Here is a 24,764-nt window from a genome sequence, read left to right on the forward strand (position 1 = left end):
CCGGGCCGGGCCCGGGTTCCCGGCCGCGGGCCCGGCCCGGATGGTGACGCCGGAGCCGTCGTGACCACCGGCACCGCCGGCCGCGGGCGGCGGTACGCTCGTGGGTCCGACGCCCCCGAAAGGACCGACGCCATGTCCGTGCCGCAGTCCGTGGACCGCGCGCTGGCCCTGCTGGACCTGGTGGCCGATGCGCCGGGACCCGTGAGCGCCAAGGCGCTCGCGCGGGGCGCGGGGTGCTCGCTGTCGACCGCGTACCACCTGCTGGGCCCGCTGACGGCGCGCGGATATCTGGTACGGGGACCGGAGGGGTACGCCCCCGGGCCCCGGGTCCCCGCCCTGCACCGGTCCTTCCGGCGGCACTTGGGCGCCGGGACCGCGGTCGCCGCGCTACTGCCGCACGTACGCCGGGTCACAGGCGCCGAGGCGTACTTCACCGCCTACAGCGGCGGACGCATCACCGTCATCGACAGCACCACGCCCCTGACCGGCTCCGAGGACCCGTTCGCGCCCGGGCCGGAGACCCGGGCGCACGCCACCGCGCACGGCAAGGTGCTGCTCGCCCCGCTCTCCCGGGCCGAACGGCGGCGCTACCTCTCCGACCACGGGCTGGCGCGCCTGACCGAGCGCACGATCACCGACGAGGAGCGCTTCGAGGCGGAGCTCGCGGCTGTCCGGAACCGGGGCGTCGCGGTCTCCGTCGGTGAGGCGGACCCGGCCTACACCTGTCTGGCCGTGGCGCTGCCCTCTCGTCCGGACCGGGCCCTGTCCGTCTCCCTCCCCCTCGAGGAATTCCGGCGCCGCCGGGACGAGATCAGCTCCCTCCTCGTGCTGGCCGCGGCCGCGTTTCCGGCAGGGTCGGAATGAGCCCGTACTCGGCTGGCCGGAGGCCGCCGGGGACGGCATCGTGGAGCCATGATCTTCATCGCCGTGCGCTTCACCGTCCGTCCCGAGCACTCCGACGAGTGGCTGTCCCTCGTGGGCCCCTTCACCGAGGCGACCCGCGCCGAACCGGGCAACCTCTTCTTCGACTGGTCCCGCAGTGTCGACGACCCGAACCGGTTCACCCTGCTGGAGGCGTTCGCGGATGACGACGCCGCAGTCGCCCATGTGAAGTCCGGGCACTTCACGGCCGGGCTCGCCGCGATGGCCACCGCCATCGCCGAGACGCCCGAGATCATCAACGTGAACGCCCCCGACCAGCACGGGTGGGGCCCCATGTCCGAGCTCTCCCCGCAGGCGTAGGCCTCAATGCTCCGGCAGCCGCTCCGACTCCCTCACCAGGGCCGCCAGGACCGGGGCGATCAGCGGGTGCGATTCGGCGCCGCGGCGGGTCGCCGCGAAGACCCGGCGGGTGGCGGCCGGGCCCGATGCAGGGCCCCCCGCCGGGGCCACCGGGCGGACCTGGACCTCCTTGAGGTCCATGCCGCGCAGGGCGGACCGCGGGACCAGGGCGACCCCCGCCCCGGCGCCCACCAGTGCCGTGACCGCGCGGAAGTCGTCGGAGGAGTGCACGAACCGGGGCTGGAAGCCCGCCAGTTCGCAGGCCAGCAGTGTCACGTCGTGGCACGGGTTGCCCGGGTACTGGCCCACCCAGTCCGAGTCGGACAGGTCCGCCAGCGACACCGCCGGGAGGTCGGCCAGCGGGTGCCCCGAGGGGAGCACCGCGTCGAAGGGTTCCGCGTACAGCGGCAGCACCGACAGCCGCCCGTCGTCCGCTCCCGGCGCGCCCCGGTACTCGACGGCGAGGGCCACGTCGGCCTCGCCGTCCAGGAGCAGCGGCAGGCTCTGGTCGCCCTCCGCGTCCCGGACCCGCAGCCGGATGCCGGGGTGTTCGAGGGCCAGCCGGGCGATGGCCGGGGCGAGCACCTCCGCGATGCCGGTGGCGAAGGCGGCCACCGTGACCTCGCCCGCGGAGCCGCCCGCGTAGGCGGCGAGTTCGGCCTCGGCCCGCTCCAGCTGGGCCAGTACCTCGTGGGCGTGCCCGAGCAGGATCTCGCCGGCCGCGGTGAGCCGTACGCCCCGGCCGCTGCGGGTGAGCAGCGCGTGGCCCGTCTCCTGCTCCAGTGCCGCGAGCTGCTGGGAGACGGCCGAAGGGGTCAGGTACAGGGCTGCGGCCGCGGCGGTCACCGTACGGTGGTCCGCCACGGCCCGCAGGATGCGCAGCCGGCGGGGGTCGATCACCCCACCATTGTCTCAGGCACCGCAGGTCACCCGACCCGCGCGTCCCCTCAGGCCTCCTGGCCCTCCAGCGCCGCCCGGGCGTCCGTGAACGCCGCCACCGCGCGCTCCACGTCGGCCGTGGAGTGGGCCGCCGAGAGCTGGACGCGGATGCGGGCCGCGCCCATCGGCACCACGGGGTAGGAGAAGCCGATCACGTACACGCCGCGCTCCAGCAGGAGCTCCGCCATCCGGGCCGCCTTCGCCGCGTCGCCGATCATCACGGGGGCGATGGCGTGGTCGCCGGGCAGGATCTCGAAGCCTGCCTCGGTCATCTTCGTACGGAAGAGCGCGGTGTTGGCGGCGAGGTGCTCGCGCAGGTCACCCGCGGACTCCAGCAGGTCGAGGACCTTCAGCGAGGCCGCCGCGATGACCGGGGCGAGGGAGTTGGAGAAGAGGTACGGGCGCGAGCGCTGGCGCAGCAGCTCGACGATCTCGGCGCGGGCCGCGACGTAGCCGCCGGACGCGCCGCCGAGGGCCTTGCCGAGGGTGCCGGTGATGATGTCGACGCGGTCCATGACGCCGTGCAGCTCGGGGGTGCCGCGGCCGCCGGGGCCGACGAAGCCGACGGCGTGCGAGTCGTCGACCATCACCATGGCGTCGTAGCGCTCGGCCAGGTCGCAGATCTCCCCGAGCGGGGCGACGTAGCCGTCCATGGAGAAGACGCCGTCGGTGACGATCAGCTTGCGGCGGGCGCCGCCCTCGGTGGCCTCCTTCAGGCGCGCCTCCAGCTCGGCCATGTCGCGGTTGGCGTAGCGGAAGCGGCGGGCCTTGGACAGCCGGATGCCGTCGATGATCGAGGCGTGGTTGAGGGCGTCGGAGATGACCGCGTCCTCGGCGCCGAGCAGGGTCTCGAAGACGCCGCCGTTGGCGTCGAAGCAGGAGGAGTAGAGGATCGTGTCCTCCTGGCCGAGGAAGGAGGACAGGCGCGCCTCCAGCTCCTTGTGCACCTCCTGGGTGCCGCAGATGAAGCGGACGGAGGCCATGCCGTAGCCCCAGCGGTCCAGGGCGTCCTTCGCCGCGGCGACGACCTCGGGGTGGTCGGCCAGGCCGAGGTAGTTGTTGGCGCAGAAGTTCAGGACCTCACCGGGGGCACCGCCGGCGGTCACGGCGACGGCGGCGCTCTGCGGGGTGCCGATGACGCGCTCGGGCTTGTGCAGGCCGGCGGCGCGGATCTCGTCGAGGGTGGCGCGGAGGTCTTCGCGGACGGTCTCGAACATACTGCGTTCTCCTTGTGCGGCGGAGGCGAGGAAGGCGACGACGTGAGGGGGCCGGGCCCCGCGGAGGGGGGAGGGTGTGCGGAGCCCGGCCGGAGGGAGATGGTTCAGGGGGACCGGTGTGCCGGCGCGCGGCGGAGCGGCACGGCGGTGGGGCGGGAGGCGGGAGGCCTTACGCCGTCCAGTCCAGGATGATCTTGCCGCTGCGGGCGGTGGACGCCTCGTCGAAGGCGGCCTCGAAGTCGCGGTGCGAGTAGCGGCCTGTGATGACCGGGGTGAGGTCGAGGCCGCCCTCGAGCAGCACCGTCATCGCGTACCAGGTCTCGAACATCTCGCGGCCGTAGATGCCCTTGATGGTGATCATCGAGGTGACGACCTTCGCCCAGTCCACCGCGAACTCCTGCGCGGGCAGGCCCAGCATGGCGATCCGGCCGCCGTGCGTCATGTTGTCGATCATGTCGCGCATGGCCTCGGCGCGGCCGGACATCTCCAGGCCGATGTCGAAGCCCTCGCGCAGGCCCAGCTGCGCCTGGGCGTCGGCGATGGAGCGCTCGGCCACGTTCACCGCGAGCGTGGCGCCCGCCTTGCGGGCGATTTCCAGCCGCTCGGGGCTGACGTCCGTGATGACCACGTTGCGCGCGCCGGCGTGCCGGGCCACGGCCGCCGCCATGATGCCGATCGGGCCGGCGCCGGTGATCAGCACGTCCTCGCCGACCAGCGGGAAGGACAGCGCCGTGTGCACGGCGTTGCCGAACGGGTCGAAGATCGCGGCGACGTCGAGGTCCACCGCGGTGCGGTGCACCCACACGTTCTGCGCGGGCAGGACCACGTACTCGGCGAAGGCGCCGTCACGGCCGACCCCGAGGCCGATGGTGCTGCGGCACAGGTGGCGGCGGCCGGCCAGGCAGTTGCGGCACTTGCCGCACACCAGGTGGCCCTCGCCGCTGACGAGCGCGCCGATCTCGATGTCGCGGACGTCCGCGCCGAGCGCCGCGACCTCGCCGACGAACTCGTGGCCGAGGACCAGGGGCGTCTTGACCGCGCCCTGCGCCCAGCCGTCCCAGGCACGGATGTGCAGGTCGGTTCCGCAGATGCCGGTGCGCAGCACCTTGATCAGCACGTCTCCGGGGCCGTACTCGGGCTCCGGTACGTCCATGAGCCACAGCCCGGGCTCGGCCTTGTGCTTGACGAGTGCCTTCATGGGGGTGGCTCCAGGCATGCGGAAGGGGGCGCGCCGGGCGTGCGGGCCCGAGCGGCGTCGGTGACGGCACCAATCTGCCGATCGGCACGGTGATCAGTCCATCGAGACTTTCTTAAGCGGGTCGACAGCGCAGCTTCACGCCTATGCTCCTCCAGTGACGGGGCAGGGTCCCGGGCCGGAACGACGGCCCGGGGAAAAGGGGAGGTGAGGGGCGTGCCGAGTCTGCGCAGCAGGGCGCTGTCGGCGGCGCTGATCGCGGCGGGCCGGCGAAGACGGTTCGCGAGCGCCGAGGCGGTACGGACCCGGGTCGCCGAGTCCGCACGGCGGCCCGCATCGCATCTGCCGCCCCGCGCTCTGGGCCGGGTCTCCGAGATCTCCCGGACGTTCGTCGGAGCCTGGCCGGTGTACGACGTGTCGCCGCTCGGGAGCGAGCCGGAGTCCCAGGTGCTGTACGTGCACGGCGGCGGGTACATCAACGAGCTGGTGCGCCCGCACTGGGCGCTGGTCCGGCAGCTGGTCACGCAGGCGCGGGCGCGGGTGGTCGTGCCGGCGTACATCCTGGCCCCGCGCGGGACCGCGGACCGTACGGTCCCGGTGGCCGCGGACCTGCTCAGCGGCCTGATCGAGAGCGGCGGCGCGGGCGGCACGGTGCTCATCGGGGACTCCGCCGGCGCCGGGCTGGCGCTGGCCGCCGCGCAGCGGCTGCGCGAGCGGACCGGGGCGCAGCCCTCCCGGATCGTGCTGATCTCGCCCTGGCTGGACGTGTCCATGAGCCATCCCGACCAGGCGGGGATCGAGGCCGCCGATCCGGTGCTGGCCCGCCCGGGGCTGCGCGAGGCCGGGCGGCTGTACGCCGGGACGCTCGCCGCGGACGATCCGCGGGTGAGCCCGCTGCACGGGTCCTTCGCGGGGCTGGCGCCGCTGACGGTGTTCACCGGGACCCGGGACGTGCTGACCACGGACAGCAGGGAGCTGCTGAGCCGGGCCCTCGCCGCCGGGGTGGACGTGGAGTTCCACGAGGAGGACGGGCTGCCGCACGGGTACCCGCTGCTGCCGGTGCCGGAGGGGCGGGCCGCGCGGGAGCGGATCGTGGCCCTGGTCCGGGCCGCGGCGGACGCCTGAGTCCCACGCCTACGCCGTGCAGGTCATCAGCGAGCTGACCGGCCAGGCCCGGTACCCCGTCCAGTACTCCTCGTCGCGTACCGGGTCGGCCGGCGGGGTCCGGGTCGGCTGCCAGCCGACGGTGGCGAAGCCGGCCTCGACGGCTGCCTCGGCGAGGTCGGCGTGGGTCCATTCGCGGAACTCGAAGGGCACCGGCGGCTCGGTCAGGAAGTGCGCCTTGAGCAGGGGTGCGTCGCCCTCCGGGAGCCGGTCGAGGATGCGGAGCCCGTACGGGGACCAGTCGACGCGGGGGAACGCCCCGGCATTGGGCACGATGGCGAGGAGTTTGGCCCCGGCCCGCAGATTGGCGCGGACGGACCGGAACATCGCGTGCAGGGAGCTGCGGTCGGGGGCGTGGTTGAACAGGTAGACGGCGGTGGCGAGGTCGAAGGGGCCGAGGTCCGGCAGGCCCGCGGCGTCGGCGACGTGGTACTCGATCTCCGGCCGGCCCCCGTCCGGCTCGTCCGTCCCGTGCCCGGTCGTCTCGTGCGCGCGGGCCAGCCTGATCATCTCCTCCGAGATGTCCACGCCGACGGTCCTGCGGGCCCCGCCGCGGGCCAGCAGCCGGGTGTTGTGGCCGTGTCCGCAGGCCAGGTCGAGGGTGTCCAGGCCGCGGACCCCGCCGAGTTCGTCGAGGGCTCCGAGGAGGGTGTGGGTGTCGGCCGCCGAGAAGGCCGCCGTGCTCTTGGACTCCGCGTAACGCTCGCCGATGGCGTCGTACTGGTAGCGCATGCTCTGCCTTCCGGTGGCCCGCCGGGGTGTGGGACGCGTGCGTATGGTGCCCCGCCGTGCGGGCGGTGGCGGTCCGTACGGCCGTGCGTCCCCCGGACGAGGTAAGCGGTCGGCCTATTGCGGTGGCCCGGCCGGCACCGGTCGCAGGGCACGTGCGCAGTCGCGCAGCCAGGCATGTGCCGGGTCGGCGTCGTGGCGGGGGTGCCAGGCCATGCCGAAGGGCAGCGCCGGCAGATCGAGCGGGATCTCGAAGACCTCCAGCCCGAGTGCTTCGGCGAGCGGCACCGCATGGGTGCTGAGCAGGCCGACCAGGTCGCTCTCGCGCAGCACGAACAGGGAGGTGGGGAAGGTGCCCACCGCCCCCACCACCCGCCGGGACAGGCCCTGCTCGGCCAGGGCGGTGTCCACCGGGCCCTCCAGGCGGCCGCGCCGGGAGGCGATCAGGTGGTCGGCGGCGGCGAACCGGCGCGGGGTGACGCGGCCGCGGAGCAGCGGATGGCCGGGGCGGGCGACCGCGAGCATCCGCTCGTCGAAGAGGTGCTCGACGTGCACTTCCGGGGAACGGGTGTCGACGACGCCGAGTTCCAGGTCGGCCACGCCCTCGCGCAGGGCCGGGACGTCCACGTGGCTCTCCGCGAGGAAGCGCAGCCGGACCCCCGGCGCCTCACTGGTCACCCGGGTGAGGAGGGTGGCTCCGTAGACGGCGGTGAAGGCCTCGTTGGCCAGCACGGTGAACGTCCGGCTGAGGGTGGGCAGGTCGACCCGGCCGCCGGTGAGGAAGAGGGAGCGGGCCCGTTCCACGACGGCGCGGACCTCGCCCTGGACGGCGAGGGCGTGCGGGGTGGGGACCATCGTCCGGCCGGCCCGGACCAGGACGGGGTCGCCGAGGGCCTTGCGGATGCGGCCGAGGGTGCGGCTCATGGCGGGCTCGGACAGGTGCAGGCGCGCGGCGGCCCGGGACACGCTCGACTCCTCCAGGAGGACGTCGAGGGCGACGAGGAGGTTGAGGTCGAGGCCGACGCCGGAGCCCGGGCCCGGAGTCTTCACGGATTGCGTCACACGCATTCATCCCTTGCACAACTTGCACTGGAACGCAGGTCACTCCAACTCTACGGTGAGGAGCGGGGGATGGCCGCGCCGCGGTCCCGCTCCGCCGCCTCCCCCTTCCCCCTCACCACCGACTCCTAGGAGGAGCCGTGCTCCGCCCTGCCCTGGATCGCCCCGCCCCCGCCGGGACGGCGCAGCAGCCCCCGCCCCTGTCCCGGCCCGCCCTGTTCGTCCTGTTCGCCTGCGTCCTGGTGGCCCAGGGCATGGTCGCCGCCGTCAACCTGCTGATCCCGCAGCTCGCCGCCTCCGCGCTCCGGCCGAGCCCCGGCGAACTGCTGTGGTCGGTCGACGCGTACGTCATCGTCTTCGCCGCGCTGCTGATCCCGGCCGGGGCGCTCGGCGACCGGTACGGCCGCAAGGGCGCGCTGCTCGCCGGACTGGCGCTGTTCGCCTCGGGCGGGGCGGTCAGCGCGCTGGCCCAGGCGCCGGGCGTGCTGATCGCCGGGCGCGGGCTGTGCGGGGCCGGAGCGGCCCTGATCATGCCGGCGACCATGTCCGTGCTCGTGCACCTGACCCCGCCCGAGCGGCGCGGCCGGGCCCTCGCCACCTGGACCCTGGCCGCGGGCCTCGGAGGGCTGGCGGGCAATGTCGGGGGCGGCCTCGCCGGGGAGTTCCTGACCTGGCGGGCCCTGTTCTGGGCCGTCGTCCCGCTCGGTGCGCTCCTCGCGGCGGCGGTCGCCCGTACGGTCCCGCGTACGCCGTCCCGGGCCGACGCGGCTGTCGACCCGCTCGGGGCGGCCCTGCTCGCGGGGGCCCTGCTCTCGGCGGTCTACGGGATCATCGAAGGGCCTGCGTACGGCTGGGGATCGGTACGGGTGCTGGCCGCGTTCGGCGGCGGCGCCGGGCTGCTCGCCGCCTTCACCGGGTACGCGCTGCGCGCGGCCCGTCCCCTGCTCGACCCGCGGATCTTCGCCTCGCGCAGGCTGCGCGCCGGGACCCTCGGCATCGGCGCCGCCTTCTTCGGGCTCTTCTCCCTCTTCTTCGTCAATGCGCAGTACCTCCAGTACGCCAAGGGCTTCTCCCCGGTGCAGACCGGCTTCGCGATCGTTCCGCTGACCGTCGGCATGGCCCTGGTGCCCCGGTTCGGTGCCCGGCTCCAGGAGCGCACCGGGCCGCGGCTGCCCGTCGGCGCGGGGCTCGGGCTGATCGGGGCGGGACTGCTCATGGTCTCCACCGCCGGCACGGGCACTCCGTACGCGGTCTACGCCTGCTACCTGTTCGTGCTGTCGGTCGGCACCGGGCTGTGCGCGCCCTCGCTGACCCTGACGGTGGTGACCGAGCTGCCCGCGCACCAGGCGGGGCTCGGGTCCGGGCTGAACACGGCGGCCCGGGAGATCGGCGCGGCCCTGGGGGTGGCGGTGGTCGGCACGGTGCTGGCCTCCCGCTTCCACGGCGACCCGGGCGATCCGGCGCAGACCGGCGCCTTCACGGATGCGATGGGCTCGGCGCTGCGCACCGTGGCGGTGGTGCTGCTGCTGGTGTCCGCCGGGGTGGTGGCCGGGTACCGCGCCTCCGGCCGGGGGCGGCGGGGCGAACGCCGGGGTGCGGCGCCCGTCGCCGAGGGCGCATCCTGACGGTGTGACCGCGAGAGGGGACAGCCCAGGACCGGCCCCCGACGCCACGGCCCAGGCGCTCGCACGTGGCACGGCGCGCGCCGTGGAGGCCGTCGGCGGGTACGCGGGCGGGGTCTACTTGCGCTCACACACCGACGAGCTGCTGCTGGCCGTACTCATGGGTCTGCCGGGGCAGCTGTTCCGGTCCTGGTGGCGGATGCAGGTCAACCGCCCCTACCCGGTGGCCGAGGCGTACCGCTCCGGGCAGTCCGTGCACCTGCCGGATGCGGAGGCGGTCATGCGGCGCTTCCCGCAGCTGTCGGCCGGGCTGCCCTTCCCCTTCGGTTCGCTGTTCGAGCCGGTCACCGCCGGGTCGGAGCGGTTCGGGGTGCTGATGGTGGTGCGCCCGGCCACCCCCGGTGTCCCGGTCCGAGCCGCCGACCGGGAGGCCATGCGCGACGCCGCGGCCGCCATGGCCGCGGAGCTCGCGCACCTGACGGCGGCGGGGGCGCCGGCGCTCTGGTCCGGGGACCCGGTGTGCATGCCGTCGCCCGACCCGGCCGGGGGTGCCCGCGCCGCCGTGGACCGGCTCACTCAGGCGGTGCTCTCCGTGGACCGCCAGGGCAGGATCCGTTTCGCGAACGCGGCCGCCGCGACGGTGCTCGGCCTCGGCCGGGAACGGCTGCTGGGGCAGGTGCTGTGGGAGGCCCTGCCCTGGCTGGGCAAGCGCGCCTACGAGGACCATTTCCGGGCCGTGTTCCTGTCCGGCGAGACGGTGCACTTCCCGGTCCTGCGCGGCCGGCACCGGCCCCGGGAATGGCTGTCGGTGGACCTGTACCCCGGTTCCGGCGGGGTCACCGTGCTGATCGGCGCCGCCGAGCAGCCCGACTACCCTCCCGAGTCGCCAGCCCAGCCGAACCCGAACGTCGGCTCCGTGGCCGACCGTGCCTCGGCGCTCTACCGTCCGGTGGCCCTCGCGATCGCGCTGACGGAGGCGGTCACGGCCCGCCAGGTGTCGGCGGTCGTCACCGACGAACTGCTGCCGGCCTTCGGCGGCCGCCAGCTGGCGATCTACATGCTCGACGAGCGGCACCTGTACCTCGCCTGGGAGACGGGGTTCCCGAAGGGCTTCCTCGACCGGTTCGACGGCGTCTCGCTCGAGGCGGAGCTGCCCGGCGTGGAGACGCTGACCTCGGGGCGGCCGATGTTCTTCGAGTCGATGGAGAAGCTGGCCGCCGCCTATCCGGGGATCCCGCTGGACGCGCACGTCGGTGCCCGCGCCTTCCTGCCGCTGATCGCCTCCGGCCGGCCGGTGGGCTCCTGCATCCTCGGCTTCGACGCGCCGCGCGGCTTCAGCCCGGAGGAGCGTACGGTGCTGACCGCGCTGGCCGGGCTGATCGCGCAGGCCCTGGAGCGGGCGAAGCGGTACGACAACGAGGCGGCGCGCGCCCGGGGACTCCAGTCGGCCCTGCTGCCGCACCGGCTGCCGGTGCGCGAGCACGTGGACACCGTGGCCCGCTACCTGCCGGGCTCGGTCGGCATGGACGTCGGCGGCGATTGGTACGACGTGATCGAGACGGACGACGGGCTGCTGGCGCTGGTCATCGGCGACGTCCAGGGCCACGGCGTGGCGGCCGCGGCCACGATGGGGCAACTCCGCAGTGCGGTACGGGCCTTCGCGCTGAGCGGCAGTTCCCCGCAGGAGGTGGCGAGCGGCACCAACCGGCTGCTCATCGATCTGGACCCGGGTCAGTTCGCCAGCTGCTGCTACGTGTTGCTCGACCCCGTGTCGGGCCACGCGCGGGCGGTGCGCGCCGGGCACCCCCAGCCGCTGATGCGGCACCCCGACGGCCGGACCGAGGTGCTCGACCTGGCGGGCGGAGTGGTGCTCGGCATCGACCCGAAGGCCTCCTATCCGGTCACGGAACTGCGGCTGGCGACCGGCTCGGTGCTGGTCCTGTACACGGACGGGCTGGTGGAGAGGCCGGGCACCGACATCGACGTCGGTGTGGAGCGGCTGCGGGCGGCGCTGGCGGCGACCGGGCCGGCTCCGCTGACCGAGATGGCCGACCGGCTCATCGGGGACGCGGGCAGCTCCGCCGACCGGCCGGACGACATCGCCCTGCTGCTGGCGTCCCGTACGGGCGGTGACGCGGACAACGGCGAGCCGTAGACCGGGACTTCAGGCGGCGGACCGGCCCGGGGTGGCGCGGGCGTACGCGTCACCGGCGAGCAGGGCGTCCGCGGGCATCTCGGGGGCGACCGGGAACGGCATGTCCGGCTCTTCGGTCGGGGCGCCCTCCACGACCAGCCGGGCGGGGGCGTCGACGTTGACCTTCTCCCCGTGCATCATGCCGCGCATCATGCCGCACACCTTTGGGCGAGACGGTCAGGCCGTCGTGGATCCCGTGCGCGGCGGCCGGGCCGCAGGTCGGCCGCGCCTGCCGTGGCGCCGGAAGCTGCCGGGGAGGCCGCGCAGGGGGCCGGGGCCGCGCGGGCGACCCGTACGGGCCGGGTCGGGGTGGTCCTGGTCTGGCACAGCGAAGGCCGCCTCAGCCGTGGCAGTGCCGTACGACAGGGGCAGCGCGTGCCGACCCTGAGGTCGCTGCCGGCCGAGAGCCCACCCCGCCGCGGCCGAGGACGCCCGCCGGTACCGCGAGCGCTGAGCGCACGGACGCACACAGCCGGACACCGCCCTGCATACCGGGCGGCGTCCGGCAAAGCGGAGGGAAATTCTTCGGCGGGAGAGCTGCGGTTATCGCACCCGCCGCCTACGCCGTCTTAACACGGCCTTTACGCCGCGCAGGGGTGCACGGAAGGGCCCGGGACAACGGAATCCGCAGGTGAACAGCTCTTGACCTGCGGTTCTCGCAGAGATTCCATGTCGGCCCGGGAGCCACCGAACAACTTGCTCATCACCGCCTCGGAGGCGATACAGCTCCCGCGCTCATTTCCCAGCTCTGCCGATCGGAACACCGCACCGATGACTGACACGATCAGCGCACCTCAGGCCCTCTCCCCCGCCACGGGGCCCGCCCCTCAGAAGCTCAAGCGTTCCATCGGCGTCGTCGGCGGCACTCTGCTGACCCTCTCGTGCGTGACGCCCGCCTCCACCCTGTTCGTCGTCGTTCCCGACCTGTTCTCGAGCCTCGGCACGTGGACGGCTCTGACCATCGCGATCGGCTCCCTGCTCTGCATCGGCGTCGCGTTCTGCTACTCGGAGCTCGGGACCCTCATCCCCAGCGCCGGCGGCGAGTACGCGATGGTGTCCACCATGGCGGGCCGTCTCGCCGGGTGGCTGGTCTTCGTGATGTCCCTGCTGGTCGTGATGATCGTGCCGCCCGTGATCGCCATGGGCACGGCCGACTACCTGGCCCCGGTGGTCCACATACCGGCGCCGGTCGCCGGCGGCGCCGTGATGCTGCTCGCCACCCTCGCCGGCCTCCTCGACCTGCGGGCCAACGCCTGGATCACCGGCATCTTCCTGGTGCTCGAGGTGATCGCCGCGGCGCTCGTCGCCGTACTGGGCTTCGCCCACAGCGAGCGCGGCGCCGACGCGCTGGTGCACGGCACGGTCGCGGCCGAGGGCGGCGGCACCTCCGCGGTCACCGCGATGATGGTCGTCTCCGGACTCGCCATCGCCCTGTTCGTCACCCAGGGCTTCTCCACGGCCGTCTACCTCTCCGAGGAGCTGGAGAACCCCAAGCGCAACGTGGCCCGGACCGTGCTCCTCACCCTCGCCATCTCCAGTGCCGTCATCCTGGTCCCGGTCATCGCCATCACCATGGGCGCCCCCGACCTGGAGGCGCTGACCGCCGGTGACCTCGGCGGGATGGTGACCGCCTGGTCCAACTCGGCCGTCGGCACCTTCGTCAGCCTCTGCGTGGCCCTCGCCATCATCAACGCGGGCATCGTCATGGTCATCCAGAACTCCCGCGTGCTGTTCGCCTCCGCCCGTGACCGGGCCTGGCCGATGCCGGTGAACAACGCCCTCTCCAAGCTCGGCCGCTTCGGCTCCCCGTGGGTGGCCACCCTGATCGTCGGTGTCCCGGGTGCGGCCCTGTGCTTCGTCAACCTCGACACCCTCTACGGGGTCACCGGCGTCTCCGTGACCGGCATGTACCTCCTCGTGGCGGTCGCCGCACTGTTCAGCCGTCGCGGGACGCACGGCCAGGCGGTCGCCTGGCGGATGCCGCTGTGGCCGGCCGTGCCGATCGTGCTGATCCTCGTCTTCGCCTACATCCTGACCCAGCAGGACGCCAAGTACCTGCTGTGGACCGGCGGGATCACCGCCGTGGCCACGCTGTACTGGGCGTTCTACCTGCGTCCGCGCCAGGACACCCGCTGGCTCGTCAGCATCCCGGAGGACGACCTGGGCACGGAGGCGTAGTCCTCCAGGTCCCGGCTCAACCCCCCATGCTGATCACGACCTTGCCGAACGGCGGGTCCACCTCGTAGTTCCGATAGGCCGTGTGCACTTCGCCGAAGGAGTGCACACGGCCTATCTGCGGTCGCAGCCCGTGCGCCGTGACGGCACGGTTCATCGCCTCGAACCGCTCCCGGCTGCCGACGAACTCGCGGCGGATCGTGGCCAGGCTCGACGCGTACGCCTCGTTCGAGACCTCGATCCCCGGCCTGCGGGCGCTGCCGGTGATGAGCAGGGCGATCTGGCCGTAGAGGGAACTGGCGCGCAGCGACTGCTCGATGGTGTCCGGGCCGCCCGTCTCGACGACCAGGTCGGCGCCGAGCCCGCCGGTGGCCTCCCTGACCTGCGTGCTCCATTGCGGGTGGCGCCGGTAGTCGACGACCGCGTCGGCGCCCAGCGCCTTGAGGCGGTCGGCCTTCTCCTCATCCGAGGTGGTCGACACGACCCGCAGGCCCATCAGCTTCGCGAACTGCACGGCGAAGAGGGAGACCGGGCCGGTGCCGAGGGTGAGCACCGTCTGCCCGGGGAGCAGCGGTTCGCCGCCGGTCAGCGCGGACCAGGCGGTCACGGCCGCGCACGGCAGGGTCGCGGCCTCCTCCCAGGTCAGGTGGGCCGGAACGGGCACCGCCCACTGCTCGTCCAGTACGGCGTACTCCGCGAGCATCCCGTCGAGGGTGCAGCCCGGCTGGTCGATGGCGTCCGGGGTGATCCGCCCGGTGCGCCAGCGCGGGAAGTAGGACGAGGTGACGCGGTCGCCGACCGCGAACCGGGTCACGGCCTCCCCCACCGCGACGACCTCGCCCGCACCGTCGCTCAGCGCGACCACGCCGGGGACGGCGGGCAGCGGGTAGCGGCCGTGGAGGATCATCAGGTCGCGCCGGTTGAGCGAGGCGGCCCGTACGGCGACCACGATGCCGGTCGGGCCGGCCGGTTCCGGGACCGCCGGGCCGTGCTCGCGCAGCACGATCCCCTCGATGTCACCGAACGATTCCAGGTGGTACGCACGCATCTTTGCCTCCAGCGGTCGGGTGGTGTCGGCTCTTCGACCCCGCCGATGCTCCGGCCCGCGGGACACGCGCGGCAATTCCCTCCGGGGAATCGCCGGGTCCGCCGGGCAGCGGCTAGAAAGGGGGCCATGGCCACCACCCCTGTCGCGTCCACGTCACCCTCGCCCTTCGGGCACGAGCTGCGCCGCCGGCGGACGCTGCGCCGGGTCAGCCAGCTCGAACTGGCCGTGCTCGCCGGGACCACCCAGCGCCATCTCAGCTTCGTGGAGAGCGGCCGTTCGCTGCCGGGGCGCGCGATGGTGGTACGGCTCGCCGAGGCACTGGAGCTGACCCTGCGGGAGCGCAACTCACTGCTGCTGAAGGCCGGATACGCGCCCGCCTACGCCGAGTCGCCGCGGGACGGGGACGCGATCGAGCCGGCCATGACGGCCCTGTGTTCCATCCTGACCGGGCATCTGCCGTACCCGGCGGTGGTGGCGGGGGCGCGCGGTGAACTCGTCATGGCGAACGAGGCGTTCGCGGTGCTGACGGAGGGGGCGGCCGCGCACCTGCTGGAACCGCCGGTGAACGTGCTGCGCCTGGCCCTGCACCCGGAGGGCATGGCGCCGCGCGTGGTGAACCTGGCGGCGTGGGGGCGGCACATCGTGGAGAGCGTACGGGGGCGTGCCGCCGCCCACCCCGATCCGGAACTGGACGCACTCCTGGCCGAGTTGAGCGGCTATCTGCCGCCGGGGGTGGCGCCGGGGCCGGACCACCTCGGCTTCGCCGTGCCGCTGCGGCTGCGCACCGGGGAGGGCGAGCTGCGGCTGCTGACCACCCTGACCTCCTTCGCGACGGCCGTGGACGTCACGCTGGCCGAACTGCACCTGGAGGCGTTCCTGCCGGCCGACGCGGAGACCGGCGATCTGCTGCGCCGCCGCGAGGAGGCCCGGGCGGGCGGCGGGGCGCAGGTCAGCCGCCGCCGAGCGTGAGCGCGGTGTTGACCAGTCCGACGTGGCTGAACGCCTGCGGGTAGTTGCCGAGTTGGCGTCCGGCGACGGGGTCGTACTCCTCGGCGAGCAGGCCCACGTCGTTGCGTACCGCCAGCAGCCGCTCGAAGAGGTCCCGGGCGTCCTTCTCCCGGCCCGTCATGTGCAGGGCGTCGACCAGCCAGAACGAGCAGGCCAGGAAGGCCCCTTCGTCGCCGGGCAGCCCGTCGACGGATGCCCCTTCGGTGCTGTAGCGGCGGACCAGCCCGCTGCTGCCGAGTTCGCTGCGCACGGCGTCCACCGTGCCGATGACGCGCGGGTCGTCGGGGGGCAGGAAGCCGACCCTGGGGATGAGCAGGGTCGCCGCGTCGAGTTCGCGCGAGCCGTAGTACTGGGTGAAGGTGCCGCGTTCGGCGTCGTAGCCGTTCTCGCACACGTCGCGGTGCACGGCTTCGCGCATGGCCCGGAAGCGCTCCACGTCGCCGTCGAGGGAGGGGTCCCCCTCCAGGGTCCGCACGGCCCGGTCCGCGGCGACCCAGGCCATCACCTTGGAGTGCACGAAGTGGCGGCGCGGGCCGCGCACCTCCCAGAGTCCTTCGTCGGGGCGGTGCCAGTTGCGCTCCAGGAAGTCGAGGAGCGCGATCTGGATGCGCCAGGCGTGGTGCTCGGCGGGCAGGCCCGCGGACCTGGCCAGGTAGAGGGAGTCGATGACCTCCCCGTACACGTCGAGCTGGAGCTGGTCGGCGGCCGCGTTGCCGACCCGGGCGGGGGCGGAGCCCGCATAGCCGCGCAGCCACGGCAGCTCGCTCTCGGGGATCCGGCGCTCACCTCCGAGCCCGTACATGATCTGGAGGTCGGCGGGGTCGCCGGCGACCGCGCGCAGCAGCCATCTGCGCCAGGCGCGGGCCTCGTCGAGGAAGCCGGTCGCGAGCAGCGAGTCGAGGGTGAGGGTGGAGTCGCGCAGCCAGCAGTAGCGGTAGTCCCAGTTGCGGACCCCGCCGATCTCCTCGGGCAGGGAGGTGGTGGCCGCGGCGGCGATGCCGCCGGTCGGGGCGTACGTGAGGGCCTTGAGGGTGATCAGGGAGCGGGTGACCGCTTCCCGGTAGGGGCCCTCGTAGCGGCACTGGGCGGTCCATTCGCGCCAGTCGGCGAGGCTCTGCTCCAGGGCGTCGTACGGGTCGACGGGCTCGGGGCGCGGTTCGTGGGAGGGGTGCCAGGTGAGCACGAAGGCGACGCGCTGGCCTTCGGTGACCGGGAACTGGGAGCGGGTGCTGTTCTCCTCCCCCCAGGTGCGGACCGGGGGTTCGCTGCGGAACCAGACGGAGTCGGGGCCGGCGATGGCGACGCGGTCTCCGTTGCTGCGGCGGACCCAGGGGACGACGTGGCCGTAGTCGAACCGCAGGCGCAGGGTGCTGCCCATCCTGACCCGGCCGGAGATCCCCTCGACGATGCGGATGACCTCGGGGGCCACGTCGCGCTGCGGCATGAAGTCGATGACCTTGACGGCGCCGGTGTCCGTCTCCCAGTACGACTCCATGACCAGCGTGCCGTCCACGTAGGCCCAGCGGGTGCACTGCTCGCCGTCGGCGGCGCCGAGGGGGGCGATCCGCCAGTGGCCGTTCTCCTCGTCGCCGAGGAGCTTGGCGAAGCAGGCACCGGAGTCGAAGCGCGGCAGGCACAGCCAGTCGAGGGACCCGTCACGGCCGACCAGTCCGCTGGTCATCAGGTCGCCGATGAGTGCGTAGTCTTCGATGGGTTGTGTCATTTGTGCCTTCTTCCACCAAATGCCCGGGGCCAATCAAGGCGGCCCCGGGCACCTGCCGGCGAAGCGCCCGGGCGGTCAGCCGCGCACGAGGAGGAGGACTCCCGCGAGGACGACGCCGAGGGCGACGGCGAGGGCTCCGTGGGCCAGGCGGTGGGCGCGCAGGACGGGCACGAAGCGGTCGGCTGCGTACCGTCCGGGGCCGGTGAGGGCGAGGGCCGCGGCGCCCGCCGTCAGGAGCAGTTCGTACTCGATGCCCTGCGGGGCGAAGAAGGATCCGGCGCCGTGGACGGCGATGGCGTTGATGAGGGTGCCGACGACGGCCGCTCCGGCGAGCGGGGTGAGCAGTCCGGCGGCCAGGCCGAGGCCGCCGAGGGTCTCGGTCAGGCCGGCGAGGACGGCCATGGCGTCGCCGGCGGGGTAGCCGCTGGCGGTGAAGAACTGGCCGGTGCCGCTGATGCCGCCGCCCCCGAACCAGCCGAACAGCTTCTGGGAGCCGTGCGCGGCCATGGTCAGCCCGAGGACGAGGCGCAGGATCAGCAGGCCGACGTCGTGGCCGGGGGTGGAGAGGGCCGCGGGGAGCGCGGTGGCGTCCGTGGGGGCGGCCGTCGACTTCGCCGCGGTGGCGGAGGGGCTGGTCATGGGGGGTTCGGTTCCTTCCGGAGGGGCAGGTCGCTCGTCGTTCGGGTCGTTCAAATTCGAACTCCGACACCCCGACCCTAGCGAGTGATTCAAATTCGAACAACCCGTGTAGGGTGGAGCCATGGCTGATGCGGCTGACACGACGGGTACGAGATGGCTGGACGAGCGCGAGATGCGGGCCTGGAGCGGGTTCCTGGCCGCGTCGGCCCTGGTCAACCGGCGCCTCGACCAGCAGCTCAAGGACGACTCCGGACTCTCGCACCCGCAGTACGAGATCCTCGTCCGGCTCGCGGCGGCGCCCGGCCGTGAGCTGCGGATGACCGAGCTCGCCAACGGCCTGATCAACTCCAAGAGCGGACTCACCTACCAGGTCACCCAGATGGAGAAGGCCGGGCTGGTCCGGCGCCGCAGCTGCCCCTCCGACGTCCGCGGGGTCTTCGCCGTCCTCACCGACGCGGGCGCCGCCAAGCTGAGCGAGGCCGCGCCCGGGCACGTGGCGACGGTCCGGGAGGTCCTCGTCGACGTCCTGACGCCGGCGCAGCTGGACGCGCTCGCCGACGGGCTCGGAGAGGTCGGCCGCAGGCTGCGCGCGCAGGGCGCATAGCGGTACCGTCGGCAGCGGCACCTCGGGTAGCACCCGTCCGAATCGGGGTATACCGGCGTCATGGACACCACGGTCTGGCTCACGCTGGCGACGGTTCTCGCGGTCAGCCTCGCGATCGCCGCGGCCGTGCTGCTCGTACGCGTCTTCAAGGCGCGGCGGCTCCTGCTCGACGCGGGCATCCCGCTGCGCGACAAGGCGCTCTTCTGGGTCGCCGTGGCGTACACCCTCTCCCCCGTGGACCTGATCCCGGATCCGGTGTACCTGGACGACATCGGGGTCCTGCTGCTGGCCCTGCGCGCCCTGCAGGCGGCGGCCACCGCGGCCCGCGAGGGCAAGGAGCCGGGCGCCGCGTAGCGGGCGGCGCGCCCGCGGTCAGCGCACCCCGCGGGTGCGGAACTGGACACTGATCCGCGGCCCCACGGCCCGCGCCGACTTGGGCACGGCGTGCTCCATGGTGCGCTGGCAGGAGCCGCCCATGACGACGAGGTCGCCGTGGCCGAGCGGCAGCCGCAGCAGGGTGGGACCGCCGCCGCGGGGGCGCAGGGCCAGGTCGCGCGGGTCGCCGACGGAGAGGATGCCGATCATGGTGTCCTCGGTCGAGGAGCGTCCGTTGCGGTCCCCGTGCCAGGCCACGCTGTCGCGGCCGTCGCGGTACAGGCACAGGCCCGCGGTGGCGAAGGGTTCGCCGAGTTCGGCCGCGTAGTGCCGGGTGAGCGTCTCGCGGGCCCCGATGAGCGCGGGATGCGGAAGGGCCTCGCCCTCCGCGTAGAAGGCGAGCAGCCGGGGCACCTCCACCTCGCGCTCGTACATCTGCCGCCGCTCCGCCTGCCAGGGCACATCGGCGGCGAGCCGCTCGAAGAGCGCGTCGGCGCCGCTCAGCCAGCCGGGCAGGTGGTCGACCCACGCCCCCGCTCCGAGATCCGTGCGGCGCATGCCGTCCAGCGGGCCGAGCCGGATCTCGTCGCCCTGGTCGAAGAGGGAACCCTGAAGGCCTTGGACTGCGTACATGCCCCCACCCTAACCCCAGGAACCGAACACGTGCACGAATAAGCCCCGGCGCCGGCCATCTCGCCACTTCGGCCAATTGGTCCAGACCTATTGACGGCGAGGCATCCGGAAGATTAGGTTCCCGGCGACGAGGCGGTGGAGCCCCCAACTACCGCCGCCCGCAACGGTGTTGCCGCCGTCCCCCCCCCACCCCACGCTGGAGGCACTTCCTTGCGCACCCCCACACGCACCCGCACCCGCCTCGCCTGCGGCCTGGGCGCCGCCCTGCTCGGCGCGGCCGCAGTGCTGACGGCTCCCGGCTCGGCGTTCGGCGCCGACCTGCTCGTGAACGGCGGCTTCGAGGCGGCCGGCACCCCGGCCGGCTGGTCCTGCTCGGGGGGCCTCGGCTCCGTGGTGACGTCACCCGTGCACGGCGGCACGAGGGCGCTGGCCGGGGCGGCCACGGCCTCCGACAACGCCAAGTGCACCCAGTCCGTCGCCGTCCGGCCCAACACCACGTACACGCTCTCGGCCTGGGTCCGCGGCAGCTACGTGTACCTCGGAGTCACCGGCGGGCCCTCCACCTGGACGACTTCCGCGGGCGCCTGGTCCCGGCTCACCGTCACCTTCACCACGGGCGCCTCCCAGACCACGGCGGAGGTCTACCTCAACGGCTGGTACGGGCAGGGCACTTACCACGCCGACGACGTCCTTCTCGAGGGCCCCGGAGGCAGCGCCGACACCCAGGCACCCACCGTCCCGACCGGTCTCACCGCCACCGGCAAGACCTCCACCAGCGCCTCGCTCGCCTGGACGGCCTCCACCGACGACGTCGGCGTCACCGGCTACGACGTCTACCAGGGCGCCACCAAGGTCGCCACGGCCGCCGGCACCAGCACGACCGTCACCGGCCTGACCCCCGCCACGAGCTACACGTTCACCGTCCGGGCCCACGACCTCGCGGGGAACACCTCGGCCGCCTCCGCCGGCGTGTCCGTCACCACCGACAACGGGACGACCCCGGCGGGCTTCAAGCAGGCCGCTCCCTACCTCTACCTCGGCTGGGGCAACCCGCCGAGCGCGACGACCGTGATGAACGCGACCGGCGCGAAGTGGTTCACCATGGCCTTCATCCTCTCCTCCGGCGGCTGCAACCCGGCCTGGGACGGCCAGCGGCCCCTGGCCGGCGGCGCGGACCAGAGCACCATCGCCTCGATCCGGGCGGCGGGCGGGGACGTCGTCCCGTCCATCGGCGGCTGGCAGGGCAACAAGCTCGGCCCCAACTGCGCCACCCCCGAGGCACTGGCCGGCGCCTACCAGAAGGTCATCGACGCGTACGGCCTGAAGGCCATCGACGTGGACATCGAGAACACCGACGAGTTCGAGAACGCCGCGGTCCAGGACCGCATCCTCGGCGCACTCAAGATCGTGAAGCAGAACAACCCGGGGCTGCGGACCATCCTGACCTTCGGCACCTCCACCACCGGCCCGACCTCGTGGGGCAACCGCCTGATCGAGCAGGCCAGGGCGCTGGACGCGGGGATCGACGTCTTCACCATCATGCCGTTCGACTTCGGCAACGCCTCGACCGACATGTACGCGAGCACGGTCAGCGCGACCGAGGGCCTCAAGGCCAAGCTCAAGTCCGCCTTCGGCTGGGACGACGCCACCGCCTACGCGCACATCGGCATCTCCGGCATGAACGGCATCAGCGACACCCAGGAGACCACGACCGTCCAGAACTGGACCGACATCCGCAACTGGGCGAACTCCCATCACATCGCCCGCCTCGCCTTCTGGTCCGTGAACCGCGACCGGGGCTGCCCCGGCGGCGGCCTGCAGGAGAGCTGCTCGGGCATCGCCCAGAGCGACTGGCAGTTCACCTCCCTCACGGCGGGCTTCACCGGCTGACCCCAGGCGCCCGCGCGCGGGTCCGGCGCGCGGGCCCACAATGGGGGGAGCGAGCCCTGCCTTGTCGTGACTCCGTGGAGGTGTCCCATGTCGCGCAGTCACCACTTCCACGTGGACCACGGCGCCCACTCGATCACCGTCAACGTGGGCCCCGGCCGGACGGGTGAGATCGAGCTCCTCGTCAACGGCAAGGTCATCGCCCACCGCGAGGAGCACGAACCGGGGACCACCGTGCTGGAGGGCGTCCTGCCCGAGGAACCGGCGCACCCCTTCCGGATCATGGTGCGCCAGCCGCATCTCGTCCCGACCGGGCCCAGGTGCACCTGGGAGCTGGACGGAGTCGAACAGGCCATGCCCGAGCGGTACTCCCCCTAGACGAGTAGGTCCGAAGTACTTCGGACCTACTCGTCCAGGACCTGTCGTCGAGCTCCCGTCTGCCCCGGCGACGAAGGGAGTTCGACGACAGGCCCTAGCCTGGCCCCGACGGGCCGTCACGGCCGGGCACCTGGGCCGGGTACTCGAGGGAGACATCCGTGAAGATGCTGATCAACTCTGCGGAGACCGTGGTCGCCGACGCCCTGCGGGGGATGGCCGCCGCCCACCCCGAGCTGGACGTGGACGTGGAGCGGCGGATCGTCGTACGGCGGGACGCGCGCACCGGCGGCCGCGTCGGGCTGGTGTCCGGCGGCGGGTCCGGGCACGAGCCGCTCCACGCGGGGTTCGTGGGGTACGGGATGCTGGCCGCCGCCTGTCCCGGGGAGGTGTTCACCTCGCCGGTGCCCGACCAGATGGTGCGGGCCGCCGGGGCCGTGGAGTCCGGGCAGGGAGTGCTGTTCGTCGTCAAGAACTACACCGGGGACGTGCTGAACTTCGACATGGCCGCCGAACTCGCCGAGGAGGACGGCCTGCGGGTGGAGCGGGTGCTCGTCGACGACGACGTCGCCGTGACCGACAGCCTGTACACGGCCGGCCGGCGCGGCACGGGGGCCACGCTCTTCGTGGAGAAGATCGCCGGGGCCGCCGCCGAGGAGGGGGCGCCGCTGGAGCGGGTCGCCGCGATCGCCCGGCGGGTCAACGCGTCCTCGCGGAGCTTCGGGGTGGCGCTGAGCGCCTGCTCCACTCCCGCGAAGGGCAGCCCCACATTCGAACTGCCCGACGGGGAAATGGAGTTGGGTGTCGGAATCCACGGCGAGCCGGGGCGGGAGCGGCGCGCGATGATGCCGGCGCGGGAGATCGCGGACGTCTCGGTCGGGGCCGTGCTGGAGGAGCTGGCGGAAGTGGGGCCGGCCGACGGGCCGGTGCTGGCGCTGGTCAACGGGATGGGTGCGACGCCGCTGCTGGAGCTCTACGGGTTCCATGCGGAGGTGGCACGGGTGCTGGCGGCGCGGGGCGTGCCGGTGGCGCGGACGCTCGTGGGCAACTACGTCACCTCCCTTGACATGGCGGGGTGTTCGGTCACGCTGTGCCGGGCCGACGAGGAGCTGCTGAGGCTCTGGGACGCGCCCGTCCGAACTGCGGCACTGCGCTGGGGCTGCTGACTCGTAGGGTGTCCGTGGACCTCCAGTACGACTCGGATCGAAGCGAGGAGAACCGGTGCGCGACGCAGACTTCTTCCGGCGCTGGATGACGGCCGCGGCGGCCGCGGTGGAGCGCGAAGCGGACCGGCTCACCGAGCTCGACTCCCCCATCGGGGACGCCGACCACGGGAGCAATCTGCTGCGCGGCTTCTCGGCGGTGACCGGGGCCCTGGACGCGGAGGCCCCGGCTTCGCCCGGCGCGGTGCTGCAGCTCGCCGGGCGGACGCTGATCTCGACGGTCGGCGGCGCGTCGGGGCCGCTGTACGGGACGCTGCTGCGCCGCACCGGCAAGGAGCTCGGGGAGGCCGCGGAGGTGTCCGACACGGAGCTGCGGAAGGCCCTGTACGCGGGGGTGGGTGCGGTGGCGCAGCTCGGCGGGGCCGCGCCGGGCGACGCGACGATGCTGGACGCGCTCGTTCCGGGGGTGGCAGCGCTGAGCACTTCGTACCGGGCGGCGGGCGACGCGGCGGAGGACGGGGCACTGGCGACGGTGCCGATGCAGGCCCGCAAGGGGCGGGCCAGTTATCTGGGCGAGCGCAGCATCGGCCACCAGGACCCGGGCGCGACCTCGTCTGCGCTGCTGCTGGGGGCGCTGGCCGACGTGGCGGACGGCGTCCTGTGACGGGCGGCGACCCGGTCGGCATCGTGCTGGTGTCGCACAGCGCGTCGGTGGCGGAGTCGGTGGCGGAACTGGCCCGCGAACTGGCGGCGGGCGGCCCGATCGCCCCGCTGGCCGCGGCGGGCGGCACCGCTGCCGGAGGGATCGGCACGAGCGCGGAGCGGATCCTGGCGGCCGCCGACGAGGTGGACCACGGTGCCGGGGTGGTGCTGCTGGTCGACCTGGGCAGCTCGGTACTGACGGTGAAGACCCTGCTGGCGGAGTCCGAACTCCCCGAGGGCTCCGTCCTGGCGGACGCCCCCTTCCTGGAGGGCGCGGTGGCCGCCCTGATCACCGCCTCCACCGGAGCCCCCGCCTCAGCCGTGGCCGAGGCCGCGGCGGAGGCCTACGCGTACCGCAAGACCTGACCCCGCCGCCCGGAGCCCCGGAAGTGCGGCTCGGGGTGCGGGCGCGGGGGCCGAACCCCCCGCCGCCGCCGGGGCCTACGGGCGGCCGCGGAGCGATTCGATCTCGCGGCGCTCGCGCTTCGTCGGGCGGCCCGCGCCGCGGTCGCGGATGCCGACCACACCGGCCTCGACCGGGGTCGGCGGCGGCGGGCTGTTGTCGATGAAGCACTCCGCGGCCACCGGCGGGCCCACCCGCTTGGACACGGTCCGCCGGACCACCACGATCCGTTCCCGGCCCGCATGGAAGAGCCGCACCTCGTCACCCGCGCGCACCGGCTGCGCGGGCTTGGCGCGTTCCCCGTTGACCCTGACGTGACCGGCCCGGCAGGCGGTCGCCGCGATCGAGCGGGTCTTCGTCAGGCGCACGGACCAGATCCACGCGTCGACCCGGACCGTGCCGGTGTCCGCCCCGCTGTTCCCGCCCGCGCGCGCTCCCGCGTTCGTTCCCGCGTCGGTACGCGGTGCCTCTTCAGCCATGCCCCGACTCTAGCGAGGCGGGCGGGCCGGAGCGGACCGAGTTTTGGCGGTTGCAACAATATGAACCGCAGCTACCAGGTACTTCATCCTGATGAGATTGCAAATGCGCGAGCCATGCCCCTACCTTGTCGCACATGCAGTCCGACACAA

The 24,764-nt window shown here is 73.5% G+C and carries 25 protein-coding genes; 14 read left to right on the plus strand and 11 right to left on the minus strand.

Annotated elements, in window-relative coordinates:
* Nucleotides 1-132: 132 nt before the first annotated feature.
* Nucleotides 133-864, plus strand: coding sequence for an IclR family transcriptional regulator (locus tag ACIGFK_RS28095; RefSeq protein WP_400054047.1), 732 nt, complete (start codon nucleotides 133-135; stop codon nucleotides 862-864).
* Nucleotides 865-912: 48 nt separating this feature from the next.
* Nucleotides 913-1,242, plus strand: coding sequence for a putative quinol monooxygenase (locus tag ACIGFK_RS28100; protein ID WP_376656491.1), 330 nt, complete (start codon nucleotides 913-915; stop codon nucleotides 1,240-1,242).
* A gap of 3 nt (nucleotides 1,243-1,245) precedes the next feature.
* Here ACIGFK_RS28100 and ACIGFK_RS28105 read toward each other — a convergent pair whose 3' ends face one another.
* From ACIGFK_RS28105 to tdh, 3 genes are all read right to left on the minus strand, one after another.
* The gene (locus ACIGFK_RS28105; protein ID WP_376656492.1) at nucleotides 1,246-2,181 is read right to left on the minus strand and encodes a LysR substrate-binding domain-containing protein; all 936 of its coding nucleotides are present in this window, start codon (nucleotides 2,179-2,181) and stop codon (nucleotides 1,246-1,248) included.
* Nucleotides 2,182-2,228: 47 nt separating this feature from the next.
* Complete coding sequence (locus ACIGFK_RS28110; protein ID WP_376656493.1) at nucleotides 2,229-3,437, minus strand: glycine C-acetyltransferase; 1,209 nt, start codon at nucleotides 3,435-3,437, stop codon at nucleotides 2,229-2,231.
* A gap of 169 nt (nucleotides 3,438-3,606) precedes the next feature.
* Nucleotides 3,607-4,635: an L-threonine 3-dehydrogenase gene (gene tdh / locus ACIGFK_RS28115; protein WP_376656494.1), complete on the minus strand. Its 1,029-nt coding sequence runs from the start codon at nucleotides 4,633-4,635 to the stop codon at nucleotides 3,607-3,609.
* Nucleotides 4,636-4,848: 213 nt separating this feature from the next.
* On the opposite strand from tdh, the gene ACIGFK_RS28120 reads away from it, so the two are divergent.
* Entirely contained in the window at nucleotides 4,849-5,757 is a 909-nt protein-coding gene (locus ACIGFK_RS28120; protein ID WP_376656495.1) for an alpha/beta hydrolase fold domain-containing protein, read from the plus strand.
* A gap of 9 nt (nucleotides 5,758-5,766) precedes the next feature.
* On the opposite strand, the gene ACIGFK_RS28125 is transcribed toward ACIGFK_RS28120, so the two are convergent.
* Both ACIGFK_RS28125 and ACIGFK_RS28130 read right to left on the minus strand, forming a co-directional pair.
* Nucleotides 5,767-6,528, minus strand: a complete 762-nt coding sequence (locus ACIGFK_RS28125; RefSeq protein ID WP_386468571.1) for a class I SAM-dependent methyltransferase — start codon at nucleotides 6,526-6,528, stop codon at nucleotides 5,767-5,769.
* 114 nt (nucleotides 6,529-6,642) lie between these two features.
* Nucleotides 6,643-7,593 carry a LysR family transcriptional regulator gene (locus ACIGFK_RS28130; protein WP_376656497.1) on the minus strand — a complete coding sequence of 317 codons (951 nt, stop codon included), beginning with the start codon at nucleotides 7,591-7,593 and terminating at the stop codon, nucleotides 6,643-6,645.
* A 131-nt stretch (nucleotides 7,594-7,724) separates the two neighbouring features.
* On the opposite strand from ACIGFK_RS28130, the gene ACIGFK_RS28135 reads away from it, so the two are divergent.
* A complete protein-coding gene (locus ACIGFK_RS28135) occupies nucleotides 7,725-9,209 on the plus strand; it encodes an MFS transporter (RefSeq protein ID WP_400054052.1) in 1,485 nt (494 codons plus the stop codon).
* Nucleotides 9,210-9,213: 4 nt separating this feature from the next.
* A complete protein-coding gene (locus ACIGFK_RS28140) occupies nucleotides 9,214-11,361 on the plus strand; it encodes a SpoIIE family protein phosphatase (RefSeq protein WP_400054054.1) in 2,148 nt (715 codons plus the stop codon).
* 9 nt (nucleotides 11,362-11,370) lie between these two features.
* On the opposite strand, the gene ACIGFK_RS28145 is transcribed toward ACIGFK_RS28140, so the two are convergent.
* Nucleotides 11,371-11,553 carry a hypothetical protein gene (locus tag ACIGFK_RS28145; protein ID WP_386468577.1) on the minus strand — a complete coding sequence of 61 codons (183 nt, stop codon included), beginning with the start codon at nucleotides 11,551-11,553 and terminating at the stop codon, nucleotides 11,371-11,373.
* A 618-nt stretch (nucleotides 11,554-12,171) separates the two neighbouring features.
* Here ACIGFK_RS28145 and ACIGFK_RS28150 point away from each other — a divergent pair.
* Nucleotides 12,172-13,578 (plus strand): APC family permease, encoded by a 1,407-nt coding sequence (locus tag ACIGFK_RS28150; protein ID WP_376656501.1) that lies wholly within the window; start codon nucleotides 12,172-12,174, stop codon nucleotides 13,576-13,578.
* Nucleotides 13,579-13,594: 16 nt separating this feature from the next.
* Here ACIGFK_RS28150 and ACIGFK_RS28155 read toward each other — a convergent pair whose 3' ends face one another.
* Nucleotides 13,595-14,623 (minus strand): NAD(P)-dependent alcohol dehydrogenase, encoded by a 1,029-nt coding sequence (locus ACIGFK_RS28155; protein WP_376656502.1) that lies wholly within the window; start codon nucleotides 14,621-14,623, stop codon nucleotides 13,595-13,597.
* 126 nt (nucleotides 14,624-14,749) lie between these two features.
* Here ACIGFK_RS28155 and ACIGFK_RS28160 point away from each other — a divergent pair, with 126 nt between their 5' ends.
* The gene (locus tag ACIGFK_RS28160; RefSeq protein WP_400054056.1) at nucleotides 14,750-15,592 is read left to right on the plus strand and encodes a helix-turn-helix transcriptional regulator; all 843 of its coding nucleotides are present in this window, start codon (nucleotides 14,750-14,752) and stop codon (nucleotides 15,590-15,592) included.
* Here the strand turns inward: ACIGFK_RS28160 and ACIGFK_RS28165 are convergent.
* Together ACIGFK_RS28165 and ACIGFK_RS28170 are read right to left on the minus strand one after the other, a co-directional pair.
* Nucleotides 15,573-17,375: a glycoside hydrolase family 15 protein gene (locus ACIGFK_RS28165; protein ID WP_376656518.1), complete on the minus strand. Its 1,803-nt coding sequence runs from the start codon at nucleotides 17,373-17,375 to the stop codon at nucleotides 15,573-15,575. The two genes, ACIGFK_RS28160 and ACIGFK_RS28165, sit on opposite strands and share 20 nt — an antisense overlap.
* A 54-nt stretch (nucleotides 17,376-17,429) precedes the next feature.
* Nucleotides 17,430-17,993: a DoxX family protein gene (locus ACIGFK_RS28170; protein ID WP_376656504.1), complete on the minus strand. Its 564-nt coding sequence runs from the start codon at nucleotides 17,991-17,993 to the stop codon at nucleotides 17,430-17,432.
* A gap of 121 nt (nucleotides 17,994-18,114) precedes the next feature.
* On the opposite strand from ACIGFK_RS28170, the gene ACIGFK_RS28175 reads away from it, so the two are divergent.
* Together ACIGFK_RS28175 and ACIGFK_RS28180 are read left to right on the plus strand one after the other, a co-directional pair.
* Nucleotides 18,115-18,597, plus strand: a complete 483-nt coding sequence (locus ACIGFK_RS28175) for a MarR family winged helix-turn-helix transcriptional regulator (protein ID WP_376656505.1) — start codon at nucleotides 18,115-18,117, stop codon at nucleotides 18,595-18,597.
* 60 nt (nucleotides 18,598-18,657) lie between these two features.
* Nucleotides 18,658-18,951 (plus strand): YkvA family protein, encoded by a 294-nt coding sequence (locus ACIGFK_RS28180; RefSeq protein ID WP_400054058.1) that lies wholly within the window; start codon nucleotides 18,658-18,660, stop codon nucleotides 18,949-18,951.
* Nucleotides 18,952-18,969: 18 nt separating this feature from the next.
* Here ACIGFK_RS28180 and ACIGFK_RS28185 read toward each other — a convergent pair whose 3' ends face one another.
* Nucleotides 18,970-19,605 carry an alpha-ketoglutarate-dependent dioxygenase AlkB gene (locus ACIGFK_RS28185; protein WP_400054060.1) on the minus strand — a complete coding sequence of 212 codons (636 nt, stop codon included), beginning with the start codon at nucleotides 19,603-19,605 and terminating at the stop codon, nucleotides 18,970-18,972.
* Nucleotides 19,606-19,815: 210 nt separating this feature from the next.
* Here ACIGFK_RS28185 and ACIGFK_RS28190 point away from each other — a divergent pair, with 210 nt between their 5' ends.
* The 5 genes from ACIGFK_RS28190 (at nucleotide 19,816) to ACIGFK_RS28210 (ending at nucleotide 24,098) form a co-directional block, all read left to right on the plus strand.
* The gene (locus ACIGFK_RS28190) at nucleotides 19,816-21,495 is read left to right on the plus strand and encodes a carbohydrate binding domain-containing protein (RefSeq protein ID WP_400054062.1); all 1,680 of its coding nucleotides are present in this window, start codon (nucleotides 19,816-19,818) and stop codon (nucleotides 21,493-21,495) included.
* A gap of 87 nt (nucleotides 21,496-21,582) precedes the next feature.
* On the plus strand, nucleotides 21,583-21,870 hold the full coding sequence (locus ACIGFK_RS28195) for a hypothetical protein (protein WP_376656509.1): 288 nt from the start codon (nucleotides 21,583-21,585) through the stop codon (nucleotides 21,868-21,870).
* A gap of 158 nt (nucleotides 21,871-22,028) precedes the next feature.
* Entirely contained in the window at nucleotides 22,029-23,033 is a 1,005-nt protein-coding gene (gene dhaK / locus ACIGFK_RS28200; protein WP_400054064.1) for a dihydroxyacetone kinase subunit DhaK, read from the plus strand.
* A 55-nt stretch (nucleotides 23,034-23,088) separates the two neighbouring features.
* Entirely contained in the window at nucleotides 23,089-23,694 is a 606-nt protein-coding gene (dhaL, locus tag ACIGFK_RS28205; protein WP_376656511.1) for a dihydroxyacetone kinase subunit DhaL, read from the plus strand.
* Complete coding sequence (locus ACIGFK_RS28210; protein ID WP_400054066.1) at nucleotides 23,691-24,098, plus strand: PTS-dependent dihydroxyacetone kinase phosphotransferase subunit DhaM; 408 nt, start codon at nucleotides 23,691-23,693, stop codon at nucleotides 24,096-24,098. The genes dhaL and ACIGFK_RS28210 overlap by 4 nt, the downstream gene beginning before the upstream one ends.
* Before the next feature lie 75 nt (nucleotides 24,099-24,173).
* Here ACIGFK_RS28210 and ACIGFK_RS28215 read toward each other — a convergent pair whose 3' ends face one another.
* Entirely contained in the window at nucleotides 24,174-24,614 is a 441-nt protein-coding gene (locus tag ACIGFK_RS28215) for an RNA-binding S4 domain-containing protein (RefSeq protein WP_376656513.1), read from the minus strand.
* Nucleotides 24,615-24,764: the final 150 nt, after the last annotated feature.

It is taken from the genome of Streptomyces sp. NPDC085524 (assembly GCF_044541755.1).
Lineage (GTDB): Bacteria > Actinomycetota > Actinomycetes > Streptomycetales > Streptomycetaceae > Streptomyces.

Excerpts from the sequence above, each read along its gene's own strand:
- ACIGFK_RS28215 (WP_376656513.1), bottom strand. The coding sequence starts at position 24,614 with ATGGCTGAAGAGGCACCGCGTACCGACGCGGGAACGAACGCGGGAGCG.
- ACIGFK_RS28195 (WP_376656509.1), top strand. The coding sequence starts at position 21,583 with ATGTCGCGCAGTCACCACTTCCACGTGGACCACGGCGCCCACTCGATC.
- tdh (WP_376656494.1), bottom strand. The coding sequence starts at position 4,635 with ATGAAGGCACTCGTCAAGCACAAGGCCGAGCCCGGGCTGTGGCTCATG.
- ACIGFK_RS28100 (WP_376656491.1), top strand. The coding sequence starts at position 913 with ATGATCTTCATCGCCGTGCGCTTCACCGTCCGTCCCGAGCACTCCGAC.
- ACIGFK_RS28125 (WP_386468571.1), bottom strand. The coding sequence starts at position 6,528 with ATGCGCTACCAGTACGACGCCATCGGCGAGCGTTACGCGGAGTCCAAG.
- ACIGFK_RS28185 (WP_400054060.1), bottom strand. The coding sequence starts at position 19,605 with ATGTACGCAGTCCAAGGCCTTCAGGGTTCCCTCTTCGACCAGGGCGAC.
- ACIGFK_RS28180 (WP_400054058.1), top strand. The coding sequence starts at position 18,658 with ATGGACACCACGGTCTGGCTCACGCTGGCGACGGTTCTCGCGGTCAGC.
- ACIGFK_RS28145 (WP_386468577.1), bottom strand. The coding sequence starts at position 11,553 with ATGATGCGCGGCATGATGCACGGGGAGAAGGTCAACGTCGACGCCCCC.
- ACIGFK_RS28095 (WP_400054047.1), top strand. The coding sequence starts at position 133 with ATGTCCGTGCCGCAGTCCGTGGACCGCGCGCTGGCCCTGCTGGACCTG.
- ACIGFK_RS28110 (WP_376656493.1), bottom strand. The coding sequence starts at position 3,437 with ATGTTCGAGACCGTCCGCGAAGACCTCCGCGCCACCCTCGACGAGATC.
- ACIGFK_RS28175 (WP_376656505.1), top strand. The coding sequence starts at position 18,115 with ATGGCTGATGCGGCTGACACGACGGGTACGAGATGGCTGGACGAGCGC.
- ACIGFK_RS28160 (WP_400054056.1), top strand. The coding sequence starts at position 14,750 with ATGGCCACCACCCCTGTCGCGTCCACGTCACCCTCGCCCTTCGGGCAC.
- ACIGFK_RS28130 (WP_376656497.1), bottom strand. The coding sequence starts at position 7,593 with ATGCGTGTGACGCAATCCGTGAAGACTCCGGGCCCGGGCTCCGGCGTC.
- ACIGFK_RS28170 (WP_376656504.1), bottom strand. The coding sequence starts at position 17,993 with ATGACCAGCCCCTCCGCCACCGCGGCGAAGTCGACGGCCGCCCCCACG.
- ACIGFK_RS28155 (WP_376656502.1), bottom strand. The coding sequence starts at position 14,623 with ATGCGTGCGTACCACCTGGAATCGTTCGGTGACATCGAGGGGATCGTG.
- ACIGFK_RS28150 (WP_376656501.1), top strand. The coding sequence starts at position 12,172 with ATGACTGACACGATCAGCGCACCTCAGGCCCTCTCCCCCGCCACGGGG.